The organism is Sphingobacterium faecale (genome assembly GCF_016746095.1).
GTDB lineage: Bacteria > Bacteroidota > Bacteroidia > Sphingobacteriales > Sphingobacteriaceae > Sphingobacterium > Sphingobacterium faecale.
The window spans coordinates 21,936-41,536 of the sequence record NZ_JAERTY010000011.1; the positions used below are offsets into that span (position 1 = coordinate 21,936).

Below are 19,601 nucleotides of genomic sequence, written 5' to 3' on the forward strand. Positions count from 1 at the left end.
CCATGAAACAAATCATTACGATAATAATCGTACTTTTCCGTTCTATTCTTATCGTCTATTCGCAAAGTCCTAATGTGCTTATAAAAGCAGATTTCCCGAAATATAAACATAACGCTGTGCCTTATACATACTCGCTACTCTATGATGGATCGCAAGTTTTTCAGTCCGATGAACTCTTGATGGAAAATGGTGAATTCCAAATAGAAACAGAAATCCATACCCCTCATACGTTGGTAGTCTTTATGGGAGAAGAGGAAAATATTTTATTCCTTAATTCACCGAAAGCAGGAATTCTTATTCTTCCTGGGGATAGTTTACGCCTATCTATCTCGGATTTCGGGTTTGATCACATCATGTTTTCGGGGAAAGGTTCAACCCGATTCGCTTTTGAAAAATCCTATAAGGCAGCTATCAACGCTCATTTACCAAAAAAGCCTATTCGAGATGCTATTGAAAAACTAATACGAGCAAATTTAAAGGCAACAAAAACAGATGATCTTATTGCTGAGTATAACAAGCATCTTACAGAGCAAGAAAAGAAAATAATCATAGCCAATAAATACCTTGATATTTACAGCCAGCCTGTTTATAATATATCCAATCGTGAATACGACAGCAAGGATGTTAAATTTATCACCGATCACGTTATCAACAACAAAAGGATAAAACGCTTAATTGAATTGAGTAACGAAGAACGACAAAAGCTAAATTTAAGTGGCAGTTATCAAAACCTATTAATTGAATATGCATATATCCAGCAAACACTATTAAACAAAAGGAAATATACGCCTCACAAGTCCACCAAAGATGACTACTTCACGTTAAACTCAATATACAAAGATGTTGAGAATAGAAATTATTTACTTGGAAAATTCATTATCAGTAGGTCATATCGACAAAGCTTAGAAGATGGATTGGATGAATGCTTTGGTCATTACTTCTCAAATTTTGCAAGCAATAATCCGTTATATAGTGAAGTAAAATCGTCCTATTATTTACTTAACAATAATCTTTCAAAGGGAGCGTTACCGCCAAACTTTGTGTTGGCTGATAGTTTGGGAGATAGTGTAAAACTTAGTGATTTGAAGGGTAAAGTGGTCGTGTTAGACTTTTGGTTTTATGGGTGTGGAGGATGTGCCCAAATTACCCCTGCACTTGCAGATATAAAAAAACAATTTGGTAAACGAGAAGATTTGATATTTGTTTCAGTTTCAATTGACAAATACCGTCAGAGTTGGCTAAAAGGTATTGGCGAATTTTCACCAAAACAAGCCCTGCATTTATACACCAATGGAAATGGCTCGGATACACCTATTATCAAACACTTTAATATCAAATCCTATCCCACTTTGATGATCTTAGACAAGAACGGAAAAGTTTTCGAAGCTCGTGCGAGCAGACCAGATAGCGATAAAGATAAGTTAATCAATGAGATTAACAGCGCATTATTAAATTAAAGGTAAACCCAGAGTAAGCCTAAAGAATAGCGCACTCTGGGTTATACTTTCTTCGTTTACCGTTTTCTTTCTCCGGTTTTTACCTCACCTGTTGGTGCGATCGGTTGATTTGGATTTTCGCTGTCCACATGGTACTTAGCTGCACATATTTTAGACGGTACTTGCTCACAAAGGAGACTTCCTTCAGTTTGTGCTCCCTCCGTTTCATCAGGATTACCGCTTTCATCCAAGTAGAACCATGCTGTCGCTGGTTCTTCGCTTTTCTCTTTCACCGTGAAAGAGACCATAGCTGCTGCACCTACTACGAGAACAGCTGCTGTTAAAATTGACATAACTGTTTACATCAAATTTTTGTTTTTTATGCTGATGTAGCTATCAGATTATTTCATCTTGTTTTATTGATGAAATTAATCATGATGGTTTCATAATAATAAGAATTAATTTCTGTCTGCTATTAATCAGGTCGCAGACGCCATTGACCTGTTTCATCATTATATACCCAGATGAGGGGTATCGTTGCGCAACAATGTTTTATTATATTTATGGGTAAGGTTCTCTATGTTTTTCCATTCCAGCCAAATCGCAAGGGTGTTCAGTACTAAGCCTATTGCTGTAATGAATACATGATCTTTCCACAGTATATCAGCGTGTATTCCGGCACAGCTACACGGTATGTGATCACTAAACAACAACGTCCATGCAATATAGATTGTAAAACAGCAAAGCAGTCCGGCCGAGAGATACAATCCATACAGTTTTAGTTTCGGGATAGCCAGTAGTACTGCAATCGCCAGCATCAAAATCGGCAGGATTACGGCTATAAAACTATGCATCCACCCGATATATGGCATACGTTTGAGCTGTGTCGAGAATGACGGTATATCCATCACTTTCGGAATACCTGCAAACAGCCATAAGAGTATAAGACCTATCACGATCAGCTGTACGATAACTCATACATGTAGAAATTTATTGTGAATTGGTTTTCTACAAAGCTATGCCAACTGGATAGTACGACGCAGGTGCAAAACCGCCATTTGTAGCGAATAGCACGTTTTTTGTGTCGAATCGTACATGTTTATGTATCGAATGCCTGTTCGATACATCGAAAAATTGGGCTTATTTTGTCTGATAAGGGGTTTTTTAGAGGTGTTTTTTAGATCAAAATCGCATATTATAATTTGTATCTTTGACTATTATCAATATAGCCTATACGTATGCTTGTAAATCAATCTCTTGTTGCTGACATAAAAGCTATTATATTCCAATCAAAGGACAAGGCTATACGTGCTGTCGATCATCAACGGACGCTCATGTACTGGCATATCGGTAAACGTATATTTGAAGAAGAACAGGAAGGAAAAGAACGTGCCGAATACGGAACATTCCTAATCAAGTATCTTTCAGAACAACTGCAACCGGAATTTGGAAGTGGTTTTTCTCCCCGTCAATTGGAGCGGTATAGACAATTTTATCGTGTCCAACTCAATTGCGTCCGCACTGCGGACGCAATTGAGTTGGACACAGTATAAGTTACTATTAAGCGTTGATAATGAAGATAAAAGAGAGTTTTATATTGCCGAATATCTTAACTTATTGCTGCCTTAAATCTCCATACTTGGACACGTTTAATCCTATTGCGTGAAGGTAATGATATGTCATCTAAGGATACCACAATCTTTTCTTAGTGATCGTTTATTTCTTCTAAAGAAGCAAATGCTAAAAGGGGCTTTTTGATCATATTAAGTTTTAATTTCTTTATTCCAATTGTATGGTTTACCTTTGATCTATAATCAGTTGTTAACTACGTATGATACCCGCAGTTAATGAAATACACTTATTGAAACGATTGCATCAAGGGGATGACCTAGCATTTGAAGCCATCTATGAGAAATACAGTAGACCTATAGTAGCTAAAAAGAGATGTTTATTGTTGAATAATATATAAAAACTATTATAAGATATGAATCCCTATGATCAAGGGCATCGAGATGCTAATTTAGGTTCAAATCCAGCCGGTGCCGGATACCATGGAAAAGAGTATGAAGAATATATGGCTGGTTATTATGCTACAGTATATGGCATGGAAGTTGGAAAGAATATTGGTGATTCACTTGGGGCATTGGCAAACATCATCTTACTTTTAGCTTTTAGATTGCCGTTCCTGTATCCAGCAATTTTTATTTTCTATGCTTTCTGTAAATGGGGTCTTTACGGAAGTGGACTTGGTGATTTTATGGCTAATTTCTCAAGCTATATTATACCTTTAGGGTTGAGTATGCTATTTATATTTGTGCCGATAACCATTATATGGTATAATTTATATCTTTATTTACGAGGTTTAGAGTTTGCACGATACATTTCTAAAAAACCAAATCAAATACTCTTTATCATACTAGGGGTTTATACCGTTGTAGGCAGTAGCATGTTATTAATTGTAATGGTAAATGCTTTTCCGTTTACATATCAATATTATTGGATCAAATTATTGTTATTAGTTATAATTTTACCTAATATATTTCGATATCCTATAGAATTCCATTGGAAATCTTATAGGGAAGGTAACTATTTCAAAAAATACAAGTATTTTCGAAAAGGTTTTTTGAGTCAAAAGCAAGATTCGAATCAACAGATAACGTTTGAAGAAGTAAAAATATTAAGTTGGAATATTCATGAAAAAATGAAATCAAGATTAAAGGTTGTAAAAGTAATATCCTATCTTGTAGCCATTGTGATTTTTCTATTACTAGATATACCTTCAGCAAGTTATACTTGGTATGCCTATATCCTTCCTAAAATTATGTCTTTTTAATGTATCATTTGACTATTTGATCACAACTATTGATTCTGAATGATTTTACCAAAGATCTTTTTCTTTGACGGTCATGATCATCTCTCCTTTTTGATTGATATATCCTCGTTTCGTGATATTGTTGTTTTTTATTGTTGCTAAAGTTAAGTTAGATATAGGGTCAAATAGGCCATGAATTGTTCCTGTTTGTCCCGTTTTATTTGATGTGCAAACAATTGTTTCTCCCTGTAGATTTACAATCCTTTCTTCCTTTCCGTAGTCTACGATAATCTTCATGAGGTTATTAATGACGTCTGAATTGTTGACATAAAAACGGACTTGACTGTTCTCTGCCAACTTTTCATCAAAGCAGTACATTTTTCCATCTTTGTTTAAAATCATTAACCTTGACTTTTTGGGATAACAAGATTGAGACCAGAAAGCAACTCCTCCTCTAAAGAAACTGCGCTCCTGAAGATGGATATAATCGTCATAAACAAAAGAACTTACAGTTCTCCGATGGTTCATTAACTGTGGCGTATAAGTGCACTTTTCATCTTTTCGTATATAAATTACTTCTTTTCCAGTTTTGTCTATATAGACATAATCAAACTGATTTTGACTTAAAGGTCGGACTAGTGCTAAACCTTCGCTGAAAACAGAAGGCCTATTGCTAAATTTATGTTCAATGACCAGTTCGCCTTTGGTGTTAATAAATCCCCATTTTAATTTACCAAACTCATCATACTTCGCAACCGGAGCTAGGCCTTCGTTGAATACGCCAGCTTCAGGATATTTCGGTTCTATCTTAATATTTCCTGCCTTATCGGAATAACCATTCAACACTTGATGTACTGCTGAGGCTACTTTAACTGTTTTTATTTTATATAGATTATCCGGATGATCTACTTCATTAAATAGCATCTCGATCTCATATCGTGTTAAATTTCGTGTATAGGTTAGGTACTCGACTCTTTTATTCTTGCTTACAACTTTATGTCCACTACAACCGCTTAAATGATCATACGTAAATGGTGCTACAATCTCCAGTTTTGTATTTAATACACCGTATTTTCCTGTTTGAATATCTTTGGCTACTAATAAGCCATTTTTGAATCCATAGGTATCCCAAGAGGACCCTTTGATGGGTAAATTGTAGTCAAAAGCACCTGGATCACAGTTTTCCGCATAGCTAAAAACATATTTATTGTAAGGGATAACTAGATCGCCCGTCGCATTAATCAGTGCATGAGAGGAGCCTTTTGTGATGACGGCATAGCCGTCACTGAAGTTAAATAACTGATCTGCATCTAGCATTTTTATGTTTTCAACTATTCTTATACTTTTATCGTCGTTTAGATTTTCACTTCTTTGCGGATTGTTTGCTAATACAGTTGTGTTATTTGTTTGAGGGGTATCGGTCGGTTGCTGTTTATTATAGAAATTGACCACAGCTAAATTGTGCTGCTTTAGCACAATTAAACCAGGATTATTAGCAGCTAATTTATCATATATTTTCTTTTTTACAAGACTAAAGTGTGCTTGTATTAAGGAACCTTCTTCCATAGCACTGTATTTTCCTGCCAGAATAATATCCTCACCCAACTGCAAAAGGTGAAAGTCAAATTCACCACTTGTTAAACTCAAATTCTCATCCGTCGGAAAAACATCAGTTAAAAAGAATCCTATATCTTCATTGCTTTTGTACTTAACATCGACGTATTTGAAATATTTCTGTTTTTTATCGGTGAAATTTCTTAAATAAAACTCGACTTGTGAGGCGTTAGCGGCTTCCCAATTTCCTAATCCAATCATCATATCTCCTTCAAAAGTTTTATCTCCTTTTGTCATAATTAATTTACCTTGCCATTTCCCTTTTAATCCGTTCGGAACTTGAGAAAATGTATATACAGGAATAACGAATAGTAGGAATAATATCGCTGTTAGGTTTCTAATCATCTTGTCATAAGTTTTTGATTTAAACAAATATAGCTTAATTTTTTTCATTTGTCTTTTAGTTATGAAATCAATTTCGATCAGCCTATCGGTTTTGGCTTTTTCCGTAAATTCGTTGCTAATATCTTTCTGAACGGTAGGATGTTTTTTGAGTAACGGACTAAGATTTTCACTATAAACTGATGACGCTTTGAAGAGCATAGACCGGATTATAAGTCGGTGCCAGAGGTGGTGATTTTGCGGTGCCAGGTAGTATGAGGCCTGCGTACGGTCATACTTATATAGGGCGGAGCGTAATAATAGGTAAAGGATGTGCCATGATCTTGAACTGTTTGTTGATATATCCGGATTGTAGTGCTGCTGTCGTACTGCAGCAGTATATCGCCTGTATGGAAGGGATCGCCGAAGTGCAGCGACTACCGGATGTATATACCGCGTTGCGTAAGCTGGGTAATAGGGAAATTGTAACCGATATTATTTTTGTGGCTTTGCCGGAGGCGCCTGAATCGCTATGGCCTGCTGTAAAACAACTGCACAGATACGGTACGCTGATCTGTATCGGTAATGATCCGGCCCAGGCGGCGGAGGCTTATCGCGTACATGCGGTCGATTTTTTGCTGGAACCGATGGCATACTCCCATTTTATGGAAGCGATCTACAAGGCTAGGGCAGTGCTGGCGGCCCGGCAAAAAACGATGCCCTACATCTTTGTCCGGGAGTCGATGAAAGGGATACTGGTCAGCATCGATATAGCAGCTATACAATACCTGGAGTGTCTGGGCAATTATGTAAAGATATTCTACGAAAAGGACAGCTATCACTTGGTGCACCGGTCGATGCGCAGGTTATTGCAGCTGTTGCCGGCTTGTAGATTCTGCCGTATAGAGCAGTCTTATGCGGTACATATCGACTATATCCGTGACGTGGATGCGGATGTGGTGACCCTGAAGAATGGAGTGATGCTGAAAATCGGCAATAATTTTAGAAAGGCGTTTTTGAAGCGGCTGGTCGCCGTAGAATGAAAAAATAGAGAGTCATCGACTCTCTATTTTGCTAACAGAACTTATATGTTCTCTTGGGCCATAGCTTGTTTATAAATAGCTTTTTTGCGCTGTGTCCGTTTGGCTACAGATTTCTTGACGTAAGCCTGGCGCTCACGTAGCTCTTTTATTACCCCGGTATTGTTGAACTTCTTCTTTAAGCGTTTTAATGCGCGGTCCAAAGATTCTCCTTCTTTTACATGTACAATAATCATTTCCTAATATACCTCCTTTCTTTCGCTTTAAATGATAAGTAGGGAATGTACCCTTTTTAAATGGCTTTAACAAATTGGATAGGATAAAAATGAAAAACGCACTAGAGAATAATGCGTTTTTATAAGTTATAGCTGTATCTTTAGCCTATATTTAACAAAAACCTGAATATTTTAATATTCGTACACAACAACCATTTATTCAAATCGTGGGATCGACCGGACATGAATATAACGAACCTGTGCTGCTGTCTAAATTACGGGAGGGAGACCAACGCGCGTTTAAGCGGTTGTATGATCATTTTAAAATGGGCCTGGCGAACAGTCTGGTACGGGTGCTGCGGGACGATGAATTGGCCAAGGATGTACTGCAGGAGCTTTTTATACGGGTATGGAATAACAGGGAGACTATAGATCCCCAGCTTTCTTTTAAGGCTTACCTCTACCGGATCGCTCAGAACCTGGTCGTGGACTATTACCGTAAGGCTGCACGGGATAAATCGCTGCAGGCGCTGATGCTGCAGGAGGAAGGCTGGTACTCTCATGTGGAAGAACAACTGGATAAAAAGGAGAATGCCGCGATGCTCCATGCACTGCTACAGAAGCTGCCCGAACAGCAGCGACGAGCCTATGTCTTGCACAAAATCGAAGAAAAATCCCATCAGGAAATCAGCGAGATCATGCAGATCTCGGCTTCTACGGTCAATAAGCATATCCACTATGCCCATCGGTTTGTTAAAGCGCAACTGATACAGTCTCCCTTTTATTTGCGTGCACTGCTGATAGGACTGATGATGACCTTATAATCTTTTTAATTTTTTTCTACTTTCTTATGGATACTTTTTTTCCGGGGAGCGTATATAGGGTAAAGACGGACCAATATACCAGCGATGGAAAGAACAGAGAAAGAAATAGAACAGATGTATCTCCGGTTTCTGGAGGGGGAATGTAATGCGAATGAGCTGCAGGAACTCTTGGATTATTTGGAGACGCACGGTACCGGATCGCCGCTAACGGAGGCGATAGGCCGTGCATTGCTGTCGTCCGACCAGGCTTCGGTAAAAACGCAGGCACGTGCCGCAAAAATTGTCAAAGAGACGGACGCTTACCTGGAGACGGTGCTTTTTGCGCCCAACCAAACAGCGCGGGTAAGGCGGCTTTGGATGGCACGCGTGAGCGCGGTGGCGGTTATGCTGTTATTGGTCGGAATGGGATTTTGGTATGTGCTGTATAAAGGGAATGAAAACGGGCATGTAGAGGAGGTGTCCGTTGCTGCTGATGTACTCCCCGGGACCAGGAAGGCATCTTTGGTGCTGTCCGATGGCAGTAGCTACGAGTTGGATACACTCGAGGGCGGGATAAAAACTACTGATAATCAGATTTATTATGGAAGTGGAGCCGCAGTAACAGCACGCCTTGCGGACCTGCAAGCGACGGTGTATGCACCGCGGGGAGGCGAATATAAGGTAGACCTGGCGGATGGAAGTGAAGTGTGGCTTAACGCCGATTCGAAGCTCACCTACCCGCTTTCGTTTTCGGGCAATACGCGCTTGGTGGAGGTAGAAGGAGAGGCTTATTTTAATGTGCATTATGATGCAGCAAGACCTTTTATAGTGCGTAGCAAAGGACAGGAAGTGAAGGTGCTGGGTACCACATTTGTTGTACACAGTTACCCGGCAGAGGAGGTACAGACCACCCTGGTATCGGGGCGTGTGGAGGTGCATGTGGACGGGCAGTCTAAGGTTACACTGCTACCGGGACAGCAACTGGCGGTAGATAAGGGTAGGAAGGAACTGCGGGAGGTGAATATCGAAGCTTATACGGGCTGGAAAAACGGCTTGTTTATATTTCACGATATACCATTGGCCACGGTGTTGCCACAGCTGGCACGTTGGTACGATATTGAGGTGCCGACCCAAGGCATCCCTGAAGTGAAGGTATTTGGGGAAATCGATCGGAACACGAAACTGTCTGAAGTCGTGCACCTGCTCGAAACGGCGACCGATGTCCGGTTTAAAATAGAAGAAAGGAGGCTGGTGATCAAAAGAAAATAAATAGAGGAACTGGCCTATAGGATGAAACCGGAAGTGCTAGCAACACCCCCGGTCGATGTCTGGCCGCTATAAGATAATATCGCTGAATGAATTAATCTAGTATACTAACCAAACATTAACAAATGTATGAATAATAACTTTTATGTCCATAAAAAGGGGTTGATAAGCTCTTTTTTATGCAACAGGAGAGTTTGTCAACTCATTGTCCGCATGAAGATCATTTTTGCAATGCTGCTTCTTTTTATGATGCAATCCAAAGCAGATATCCGCGCACAATATATCAATCTATCCGTCAGACAGGCATCGCTACAGCAGGTGATGACCGAAGTCCGGAAACAGAGCGGTTACAACTTTGTCTTTCGCCAGGATGTAATGGAAAAGGCGAAAGCGGTGACCGTAAAGATTGAGAATAGAAAGCTCGAAGAGGCCTTGGAACTGATCTTGCAAAAGCAAGAAATTAACTACGATATCGTAGGGAAATCTATTATTCTATCTCCCCGTGTACCTCAGGGAAAGGATAACCCACGTCTTATGGAAACGGGGGATCTGCTCCAACAGAAGATACGTGGACGGGTGGTCAATACACAGGGACAGCCTTTGGTAGGTGCTACCATTTATGTCCTGGATGCACAGGGCGCCCGTACCGGACGGCAATGGCAGTCCGATAGTGATGGCGGATTTGTCCTGCCTGGAGATAACGAAGGTGCCCTGCTGGAGATTTCTTACCTGGGCCATGCCGCGCAACGTATACGCGCGAAGTATGACCTGGGGGATGTCAAACTGATAGCCGTATCCGAAGAGGTCAATGAGGTCTCGGTGGTGGTCAATACGGGCTATCAGCGGCTGCCAAAAGATAGGAGCTCGGGATCCTTTGGAAGGGCCTCGGTAGCGATTATGAAAGACCGTAACTACTCGACTGATATATTGAGACAGCTCGATGGTCTGGTACCCGGACTGACGGTCAATGGGGCTCCCGGAGCAGATCCGGTGCTGATCAGAGGGCTCACCTCGATCAATGCCAACCGTAGTCCGCTGGTCGTGGTCGATGGTCTGCCTCTCGATGATATCAGTGCGCTGAATGTACAGGATGTGGAAGACGTAACCGTGCTGAAGGATGCAACAGCAGCTTCTATATGGGGAGCAAGGGCGGCCAATGGGGTGATCGTGATTACCACCAAAAGCGGTACGGCCTCGGGCAAAATGAAAGTCGAATATAACGGTTATGTGAATTTTCAGGGGAGACCCGATTATAAATATAACCGCATGATGAGCAGTGCACAGTTTGTAAAAACAGCTGAAGAGGTGTTCGATCCGGTTACGAATCCATGGGCGACGATGAGCCAGGATTATTACCTGATGCCGCATGAGCTGGTCTTGTATGACCGCGAAAGAGGGCTGTTGAGCGAGCAGGAGACCCAGGTAAAACTGGATAGCCTGGGCGCTATAAATAACAGAAGCCAGATTAACGATCTATGGGTGCGTAATAGCTTGCTCACCAATCAGTTTGTGTCGTTAAGTAACGGCACCGAACGGTACCGTTGGTATGGATCGGCTACGTATACCAATACGGTATCTAATACCGTGGGTGAGCTCAACGATCGCTACAAGCTGAATATCCGTCAGGACTTTGCGCCGGGTAAACGCGTCAGGTTTCACCTGATTACGGACCTATCCATGGGAAGAAACCAAAGCAAACGTCCGTTTGGAACGGGTAGCAATTATTTACCTTATCAGCTATTCCGTGACGGACAGGGCAACCCCTTGGATCTGAACTACCTGAAATTTGCCAATGAAGATATCCGGCAGCTGCGGGAAGAACAGACGGGTATCGGTCTGCGCTATAACCCGATCGAAGAGTATGACCATGGTTATTCGAGCAGCAGACAGGCCCTCGCACGTACTTTGGGTGGTCTGAATATCAATATCTGGGATGGACTAAGCTTTGAAGGGCTATACGGCTTTGTGTATGGGCACGACCGCAGCCACTCGGAAGAAATGGAAGAAAGCTTTACGACACGCTATAAGGCGGCGACTATGACCGCACCACCTAAGCAGGCCGGTGGGGAGGTCGTACGCTATATACCGAAGGAAGGCAGTATATATACCCTCAATAATAGGGATGCACAACAATGGACGGTGCGCAATCAGTTGCAGTACCAAAAGGAATTTGGCGATCATGCGGTAAGTGCGCTGTTGGGACAGGAGGCCCAGGAACAGCGCGGGATCAGCGAACGCTCGCGCCTGTTTGGCTATAATCCCCAGACACTGACCTATGCTACCGTCGACTATCCGGCTTTACTGAGCTCGGAGGGAATAGCCGGCGGTTATTTTGGTAGGATATCGCTCAGCAATGACGATAGACCTTTTCGTCAGGAAGATAATCAGACCAGATTTGTATCCTACTACGGTAATGCGAGCTATGCTTATAAAAACCGCTATGTATGGAATGGTACATTGCGTAAAGATGAGTCCAATCTATTTGGTAAAGATAAGGCTGCCCAGAATAGAGCGATATGGAGTGTGGGCGGTAAATGGAATATCTCTAAAGAAGCCTTTATGACGGATGTGAGGGCGATAAACAGCCTTTCGTTGCGGATGACTTATGGCTTGTCGGGCAATTCACCAGCGCCGGGTACGGCTGCCTCATACGATATACTCGCAGGTGAACACTGGAATGAGGCACCCGGTGGACTGGTATTGGAGGTGGTAGTACCGGGCAACCCTGGACTGACATGGGAGTCGACATCTACCCGTAATATCGGTGTGGATTTTGAATTGTTCAATCAGGTGTTGTCGGGATCGCTGGATTATTACGATAAGAAGACGACCGGGCTGATCGGTATCTATCCGGTGAATATGCTGACCGGGCAAAGTAGTACCACCGGAAACCTGGGGGATATGGATAATAAGGGGTTTGAAATGGCGCTGAATTCGCGTAATATCAGTACGCCGGATTTTAGCTGGAATACCATGCTGGTAATGTCTTACAACAAAAACAAATTAATACGCATCGAGGACAATGGTACCTCGAGTACAGCGATGTTTAGAGCCGGATATCCGACCTATGCTGTATTTGCTTACAACTATCAGGGACTTAATGAATTGGGCGATCCGATCATACAGTTGGCGAATGGGGAGCGGACAAGTGACCGGGTGCCGACGACGGTAGACGATGTGGTGTTTAAAGGAACTACCCAGCCGGTATGGAATGGGGGATTTTCTAATAGAATAAGGTATAAGCAATTTGGCTTTGATGTGCACGCCGTGTATAATTTTGGACATGTCTTCCGTAGGCCTGTAGTGATACCGTTTAGCAGTGCCCGCTTTACAACGAATATACCGGTAGAATTTGAAAATAGATGGAAAAATCCTGGTGATGAACGCCATACGGATATCCCATCGCATGTCCCTTCGAATAGCATAAATAGCAGCAGAAGAAATGTGGACTACTACCGTATGGGCACCTCAAACGTGCTGAATGCTTCATTTGTCAAAATCCGGGATATCGGGTTCTCTTACGAACTTCCACAGGAGCTGATCACCAAGGCTAAAATGGAAAAAATATCATTCCGGGCGCAGATGCATAACGTGATGCTGTGGAAAGCCAATAAGGCCCACATAGATCCGGAAATTATGGGCGGTACGCCTACCAACCGGAATACGGTATCGATCGCGCTACGTGCTAATTTTTAATGAAAGCTGGTTATGAAACTGAAAAATAATAGTATACTATATATACTCCTTGTAGCAGGAGCGCTGGGATGTATATCCTGCAAAAGAGAATTCTTAGAAATAACACCGAAAGGAAGTCTCATCGCCGAGAAAACAAGTGATTACAATGCCCTGTACAATAATATGATGCTCAGTGCTTCGGCCGAGTCGACGCTCTATCTGGCAGATGATGTCTGTAGTCTGTTGCCGACCTATACGTCCAATAGTGTATTGGCACAACGGCTCTTTACATTTGCAGATGATCTCTACGACGAAGATGAGACGCCTAATATGATCAGTATATGGCTGAAGTCCATATACAGTATGAACAAGATCGTGCATGAGGTCATGGATTCTAAAGGAGGCACAGAAGCGGAAAAAAGAGGATTATTGGCGGAGGCAAGGGCATCGCGTGCGCTTTTACACTTTTATCTGGTTAATCTGTATGGACAGCCCTACAATGAAGCTACTGCGGCGACTGATCTGGGCTTTCCCATCATTGATACCTATGATCTGACCCGTAAGGATTTTGAACGGCACACGGTCGCTCAGGTCTATGATTTTGTCTGTGATGAGTTGAAAGCATCCCTGACCGATCTGCCGGGAAAGATCTCGCACCGGTATAGGATGTCGGCTGCTGCCGCCAATGCCTACCTGGGAAGGGTACTGGTCTACCGCGGCCGCTACGCCGAGGCAAGGCCTTATCTGGAAGCTGCGCTGGAAGGTGCCAAGAATGCATCTATCCCGGTCGGCCTATTTGACTATCATGTCGAAACCAAAGCAGGTGGCGCGTATGCACCCGGATTGTTTGGCCCTACAGTTGTCGATGCGAACAATTTTAAAGAAGGAATGCATGTCATGCCTTTCAGCATATCGACTAATCTGATTTTTTTCTCGGCCTCTTATTATATTCCTAAAGCAGTGATCGATGAATATACGCCGTCGGATCTGCGCAGAGTATTTCTGACCTATACCAACTATGCACAGACAAAGCCATTTGCAAATGGTATGGCCCGTATTTTTGGAAGGACGAATAGTTTCTTTTTCGGCGCTAATATTTCGGATGTCAATTTGTTGCTGGCCGAGGTGTATACCCGCGAAAATAAGCTGGAGAAAGGAGCCGGATTGTTGGTCGATTTTAGAAAAAACCGAATGGATGCCCAGCAGGCTAATGTCGCAACGGGGATCGGGCAAAAGGAGCTTCTGCACGAAATTATTAAAGAGCGTAAGCTGGAGTTTCTGGGCATAGGAGACCGCTGGTTTACGATACGCCGGTTGAGCGTAGATCCCTTATTCCCGGAGATAGCAAATTATAAGCATGTGCTTTATAATGCGGATGGTACCGTATCCAAGGAATATCCTTTGCGTAAACAAAGATTAACGATGCGCCTGCCCTTGAAAATGATGCTGGAAAATCCGGGCATGCCACAAAACGATTAATAAAAGAATAAAATGAAATGACCATTAAAGAAAAAGTAATACACCTATGAATATATTGTTAAAATGTATAAGATTCGTCTTTTGTGCAATGGGTCCCCTGTGGATATTGTTTTCTTCTGGATATGCCCAACAGCCGTTGGACAGCAGCGGCAATGAAGGTGTACGGTTTGAGAAAGACCTGACTTGGAGTGAATTGTTTAAGAAGGCCGAGGCAGAGCAGAAAATGGTGCTCTTTGAAGTGTATACGACTTGGTGTGCACCCTGTAAGCATTTGGAAGCTAATGTGTATCCGGTGAAGGAAGTGGGAGACTTTTTTAATAAACACTTTGTGAATTTTAAAATACAGATGGACCGCAAAGATACGGACGATGCCTATACGAAGAGCCGCTATGCGCTGGCCGATAGTCTGAAGTCGGTCTTTGATATCCGCGTATTCCCGACTTTCTTTTTTTTGAATAGCAAGGGGGAATTAATGCATGTGATGACTGGGGCAGGTGATCCTATTCCCGAATTTTTAGCCCGTATCGCCGAAGGTATACATCCGGAGACCCAATATTACACGCGTGTAAAAGCCTTTGAAAGTCTGGCGGCTCCGGATACGGCAACCGTTAGAACAATGACTGAGCTGGCCGCTAAAAAGTATGACTGGGACCGTGTAAAGCAGTATAGTGCGGTTTATTTTGACATCGTAGGGAATCAGGTGGATCATAATATACTGGCTTTTGCTAAAGCTTTTAATAGAGAATCGGATTATAAGTCCTTTTCATGGCTGATCGATCACCGCAAGGAAATTGATGCCTTGACGGAACGAGGATACGCTGACCGGCTGGTGATGGATGTACTATTGAAAGAGGAATTTTATAAGTCACCTCAATATAGTGCTGAAAAAGTCGACTGGAAACTTTTCAGGAAGAATCTGAAGGTCAAATATCCTTATTATGCGGATATGTTTACCGCTTATGCCAAGGTACAGCACAGCACCAATCGGGAAGACTGGGATAGGTATGCGAACGAGTTGACACGGTATATGAAAAAATACGTAGACTATACACCTGTCGATGGCCTGAAGACCTTCTCTTGGTTGCTGGTGAGGCATGTAGACAAGCGGGACCTGCTGGAACAGGCGCTCACCTGGATGCCTAGGGTGTATATGGAGGAAGATAACTATATCAATAGACAGACAGAGGCTTGTCTATTGTATAAGGTGGGACGTACCGAAGAGGCCATAAAGGTGCAGGAAAAAGTCATAGCGGATGCGCATGAATACCGGAAGTCGCTTTTTCAGGGAAAGCTGGATAGAATGAAAGAGGGGAAACCCTTGTTTGATAATCCTTAATCTGAAAAGATAAATAAGAGTTAAAAAGAAAAACGCACTATTTAGGTAGTGCGTTTTTTATAGGTAATGAAGAGCTAATAAGACTGTTCTTTACTGGAGCTGATCCAATAAGTTATTCCAGCTTACCAGATCTCCGATAATGCTTCTGAGCTGATCGATAGCAACGCGCTCTTGTTCCATGCTGTCCCGATGGCGGATCGTTACGGTATTGTCTTCCAGTGTCTGATGGTCTACGGTGATACAGTACGGCGTACCGATGGCATCCTGGCGACGGTAGCGCTTACCGATAGCATCCTTCTCATCGTATTGCATGTTGAAATCCAATTTCAACTTATTCATAATTTCCCTTGCCTTTTCCGGAAGCCCATCTTTCTTTGTTAATGGAAAAATAGCAGCCTTGACCGGAGCTATTGCAGGGTGGAACTTTAATACCACTCTGGAGTCTTGTTTGTCTTCGGTCGACAGATCTTCGTGTACTAAAGAGTTTGCAAACACCGTTAAGAATAACCGGTCTAACCCTACAGATGTCTCGACGACGTAAGGAATATAGTTCTGGTTGATCTCCGGATCGAAGTATTGCATTTTTTTCTTCGAAAACTCCTGATGTTGTTTTAGATCGAAATCCGTACGGGAGTGGATACCTTCCACCTCTTTAAAGCCGAAAGGAAAATCATACTCAATATCCACAGCAGCATTGGCATAGTGTGCGAGTTTTACGTGATCGTGGTAACGGTATTTGGCTGGATCGGAACCTAGCGCTAAGTGCCATTTTAAACGGGTTTCTTTCCATTTTTCGTACCATTCGAGCTCTGTGCCGGGACGTACGAAAAACTGAAGCTCCATCTGCTCAAATTCACGCATACGCATGATGAACTGGCGCGCAATGACTTCGTTACGGAAAGCTTTACCGATCTGTGCGATACCAAAAGGAATTTTCATCCGGCCCGTTTTTTGGACATTCAGAAAGTTTACAAAGATACCCTGTGCCGTCTCCGGACGCAGGTATACCTGCTCAGCACCGTCGGCCATCGCTCCCATTTGGGTCGCAAACATCAGGTTGAACTGTCTGACTTCGGTCCAGTTCTTGGTCCCGGAAACAGGGCAGACAATATTATGTTCTTCTATAATGGTCTTAAGACGTGGCAGGTCGTCCGCATTAAGCGCATCATCCAGATCCTTTTGAAGCTGTGCTGCCTTATCCGATTTGCCATCTTTTTCATAGCGGTCGATTTTATCCTCAATAAGTTGGTCGGCACGATAACGCTTTTTAGAATCTTTATTGTCGATCATCGGATCGTTAAACCCATCCACGTGTCCAGAGGCTTTCCAGATGGTAGGGTGCATGAAGATAGCGGAATCTATACCGACTATATTTTCATTCAACTGCACCATGGATTTCCACCAATAGGTCTTTAGGTTGTTCTTTAACTCAGCACCTAGCTGACCATAATCGTACACAGCACTAAGGCCATCATAGATCTCGCTCGACTGGAATACGAAGCCGTATTCCTTGGCGTGCGATACTATATTTTTAAATAAATCGTCTGTTTGCTTACTCATGATAAACAAATATAGATAAAGGTTACGAAAGCAGCAAAAGTTGAGGGGATTATGGTGGAAAAGAAAGTGCCCAAAAAGTCTGATAAAACGTTGCTATTAGACTTTTGGACACGCTCCTGGAAAGGTTATTAATTATTCGGGAACTATCATACCATCCGAAGAGGTATAATATACATCTAGGGTTTGTTCCTGCGGCTGGTATGCCGCTTGGAAGTATACCTTGGTGCCGGTTTTGTAGTTGTCAAGATAAGTCCAATCCGTATCTTTGGGCATCTCGATAATCTGCTGTTTTCCGTCTTTGGTTTCGTACGTAATTTTGGTGTAAATAAAATCTTCGCGTACTTCGGGAATCCATTCCAGCCAGGCCCGTCCCCGATCAAACCCACCATCCAAAAATACACGATTGTGAAGCGTAGCTATATATTCGTCCCCATACACGCGACCGGTAGTCCGTGTAGGGATAGAACGGATATTATATTTATTCTGCGTATATATTTCAAAGTCATAGGTGGCTTCGGGAATGTCTTCTACGATAATCTGTTTGGCCTGACCGATTTCGTTTTCTTGGATAGAAATAGCAATGGAATCGGCCCTATTGTTCCAGAAAATAATCATCTTGTTGACTTGTTGGTCTTTAGAAAGGGTGAAATCCATTGCAAATCTATGGTGGCCGGAGGAATAGCTGAGGTCAGTGATTTTGCCGGGGTATACGATGTCTTTATTCTCGACCAGGTCTTTATAATAGTAATCCTCGGGCGTACAGGAGCATAATAGTACATACACGAATACTGTAAATATTGCTGTTTTTTTCATTTTTGTATAGCTTTTGAAATTCTATATTTAATTGACTTCGGCGCCGTAAAAGGTGAGTTCGTCTATTCCAGTAAATTGTGAAGACCCTCCCCACATGTTGAATACTTTGATTCGGTAGTACCGATATCCACCGGCTTCTCCAGGTATGAAAAAATCCTCGCCTAATACGCAGCCATAGTTACGTAGTTCTTCTGCTGACATTCCTCCCGGCTTTAAAGATTCAAGATTTGCTAACTTATCCCAACTGTCCCAGCTTCCGTCAAGGTTAGGATTGTTGCTTCCGTATAATTCAAATTCGCGCATAGCATAACGTACGAATGCGGAATACCAATAATTGCCGCTCGGACTGCATGGATGATTCATCTTAATGCGACTGAGTTTTGCTTTTATACCTATGTCAATAGAAAAGTCGATAGGACCATTATCATTACTCATCCAACCGGTAGTTCCATAATAAAAGTTACCGATCCTACCGTCGAATATGCGTGAGAATACCGTATTACTGTTCCATGAAGCGTTGTTGAAAGGGGGGAGTGGAAAACTTGCGAACTTGCTTTTGTCCATTTCAAATTCCTGCAGGGGATGGATCGTCTGGGTGAGGGTGTCGGAATGATTATCCCAACGGTCGGACACGACAAACTTAAAATCCTGCGGTTGGTTATAACCTGCACGACGAAAGCTTCCTTTGACATCGCCCGAGAAATGGGTGTAGCTTGTGACGTACCGCCGGACCAAAGGGTCGTAGGTCAGTACGGTGATCCGAATATCTTGCTCGGATGGATTGTCAAAAGTAACTGTAAAACCGCTGAAATCATCAAATACATGGAGGTTGTCGAATACATCGCGAAAAGAAGGTTTGGCGACATTGACATTCACAACAAGCGGATCGGACAGTACTTCACCCTTCGAAACAGCATAAAAGCGGACAGGATAACTCCCTTCTTTGGTAAAACCATGAAGTACAATTTTATCTTCATACAGAGACGAAGTAATGGTTACTTCTTTTCCGGGTTTTACGGTATAGACAGCTTTGACATAGGTAAAGTCCTTATTCTGGGGGGCTTTGAATGTGATTTCAGAACCACCTGCTATCTCTTGTTGCGAGACAATGGTAATCTGATCCGGTTGGCTCCCTGTCGAAATCGGCTGATTGGCCAGCTCTTCTTTACAGGAAAAAAAGATAGCGAGGGTCACCAGGATAATACTATATAGATAAGTTTTCATTTTTGAC

At 42.5% G+C, this 19,601-nt stretch carries 16 protein-coding genes; 9 read left to right on the forward strand and 7 right to left on the reverse strand.

The window, feature by feature from the left end; translation table 11 throughout:
• Positions 1–2: 2 nt before the first annotated feature.
• Positions 3–1,457: a TlpA family protein disulfide reductase gene (locus JKG61_RS18825; protein WP_202104517.1), complete on the forward strand. Its 1,455-nt coding sequence runs from the start codon at positions 3–5 to the stop codon at positions 1,455–1,457.
• 56 nt (positions 1,458–1,513) lie between these two features.
• Here JKG61_RS18825 and JKG61_RS18830 read toward each other — a convergent pair whose 3' ends face one another.
• Both JKG61_RS18830 and JKG61_RS18835 read right to left on the reverse strand, forming a co-directional pair.
• Positions 1,514–1,789 (reverse strand): hypothetical protein, encoded by a 276-nt coding sequence (locus tag JKG61_RS18830; RefSeq protein WP_202104518.1) that lies wholly within the window; start codon positions 1,787–1,789, stop codon positions 1,514–1,516.
• Positions 1,790–1,948: 159 nt separating this feature from the next.
• The gene (locus JKG61_RS18835) at positions 1,949–2,407 is read right to left on the reverse strand and encodes a MauE/DoxX family redox-associated membrane protein (protein WP_394371101.1); all 459 of its coding nucleotides are present in this window, start codon (positions 2,405–2,407) and stop codon (positions 1,949–1,951) included.
• A gap of 267 nt (positions 2,408–2,674) precedes the next feature.
• Here JKG61_RS18835 and JKG61_RS18840 point away from each other — a divergent pair, with 267 nt between their 5' ends.
• Together JKG61_RS18840 and JKG61_RS18850 are read left to right on the forward strand one after the other, a co-directional pair.
• Entirely contained in the window at positions 2,675–2,989 is a 315-nt protein-coding gene (locus JKG61_RS18840; RefSeq protein ID WP_202104520.1) for a DUF1016 N-terminal domain-containing protein, read from the forward strand.
• A 431-nt stretch (positions 2,990–3,420) separates the two neighbouring features.
• Entirely contained in the window at positions 3,421–4,269 is an 849-nt protein-coding gene (locus tag JKG61_RS18850; protein ID WP_202104521.1) for a hypothetical protein, read from the forward strand.
• A 45-nt stretch (positions 4,270–4,314) separates the two neighbouring features.
• Here JKG61_RS18850 and JKG61_RS18855 read toward each other — a convergent pair whose 3' ends face one another.
• Positions 4,315–6,405 carry a WG repeat-containing protein gene (locus JKG61_RS18855; protein WP_202104522.1) on the reverse strand — a complete coding sequence of 697 codons (2,091 nt, stop codon included), beginning with the start codon at positions 6,403–6,405 and terminating at the stop codon, positions 4,315–4,317.
• Positions 6,406–6,521: 116 nt separating this feature from the next.
• Here JKG61_RS18855 and JKG61_RS18860 point away from each other — a divergent pair, with 116 nt between their 5' ends.
• Positions 6,522–7,226, forward strand: coding sequence for a LytR/AlgR family response regulator transcription factor (locus JKG61_RS18860; RefSeq protein WP_202104523.1), 705 nt, complete (start codon positions 6,522–6,524; stop codon positions 7,224–7,226).
• Between the two features lie 41 nt (positions 7,227–7,267).
• Here JKG61_RS18860 and rpsU read toward each other — a convergent pair whose 3' ends face one another.
• Positions 7,268–7,459, reverse strand: a complete 192-nt coding sequence (gene rpsU / locus JKG61_RS18865; RefSeq protein ID WP_021071243.1) for a 30S ribosomal protein S21 — start codon at positions 7,457–7,459, stop codon at positions 7,268–7,270.
• A gap of 206 nt (positions 7,460–7,665) precedes the next feature.
• On the opposite strand from rpsU, the gene JKG61_RS18870 reads away from it, so the two are divergent.
• From JKG61_RS18870 to JKG61_RS18890, 5 genes are all read left to right on the forward strand, one after another.
• The gene (locus tag JKG61_RS18870) at positions 7,666–8,262 is read left to right on the forward strand and encodes an RNA polymerase sigma factor (RefSeq protein ID WP_202104524.1); all 597 of its coding nucleotides are present in this window, start codon (positions 7,666–7,668) and stop codon (positions 8,260–8,262) included.
• An 84-nt stretch (positions 8,263–8,346) separates the two neighbouring features.
• Positions 8,347–9,510 (forward strand): FecR family protein, encoded by a 1,164-nt coding sequence (locus JKG61_RS18875; RefSeq protein ID WP_202104525.1) that lies wholly within the window; start codon positions 8,347–8,349, stop codon positions 9,508–9,510.
• 210 nt (positions 9,511–9,720) lie between these two features.
• Complete coding sequence (locus JKG61_RS18880) at positions 9,721–13,203, forward strand: SusC/RagA family TonB-linked outer membrane protein (protein WP_202104526.1); 3,483 nt, start codon at positions 9,721–9,723, stop codon at positions 13,201–13,203.
• A gap of 12 nt (positions 13,204–13,215) precedes the next feature.
• Positions 13,216–14,661 (forward strand): RagB/SusD family nutrient uptake outer membrane protein, encoded by a 1,446-nt coding sequence (locus JKG61_RS18885; protein ID WP_202104527.1) that lies wholly within the window; start codon positions 13,216–13,218, stop codon positions 14,659–14,661.
• Between the two features lie 46 nt (positions 14,662–14,707).
• A complete protein-coding gene (locus tag JKG61_RS18890; protein ID WP_202104528.1) occupies positions 14,708–15,997 on the forward strand; it encodes a thioredoxin family protein in 1,290 nt (429 codons plus the stop codon).
• Positions 15,998–16,087: 90 nt separating this feature from the next.
• Here JKG61_RS18890 and JKG61_RS18895 read toward each other — a convergent pair whose 3' ends face one another.
• The 3 genes from JKG61_RS18895 to JKG61_RS18905 all read right to left on the reverse strand — a co-directional run bounded on the left by JKG61_RS18895 (position 16,088) and on the right by JKG61_RS18905 (position 19,594).
• The gene (locus JKG61_RS18895; RefSeq protein WP_202104529.1) at positions 16,088–17,557 is read right to left on the reverse strand and encodes a glycine--tRNA ligase; all 1,470 of its coding nucleotides are present in this window, start codon (positions 17,555–17,557) and stop codon (positions 16,088–16,090) included.
• 132 nt (positions 17,558–17,689) lie between these two features.
• Positions 17,690–18,370 carry a DUF4998 domain-containing protein gene (locus JKG61_RS18900; protein WP_202104530.1) on the reverse strand — a complete coding sequence of 227 codons (681 nt, stop codon included), beginning with the start codon at positions 18,368–18,370 and terminating at the stop codon, positions 17,690–17,692.
• A gap of 27 nt (positions 18,371–18,397) precedes the next feature.
• Positions 18,398–19,594, reverse strand: a complete 1,197-nt coding sequence (locus tag JKG61_RS18905; protein WP_202104531.1) for a DUF4959 domain-containing protein — start codon at positions 19,592–19,594, stop codon at positions 18,398–18,400.
• Between the last annotated feature and the right edge of the window lie 7 nt (positions 19,595–19,601).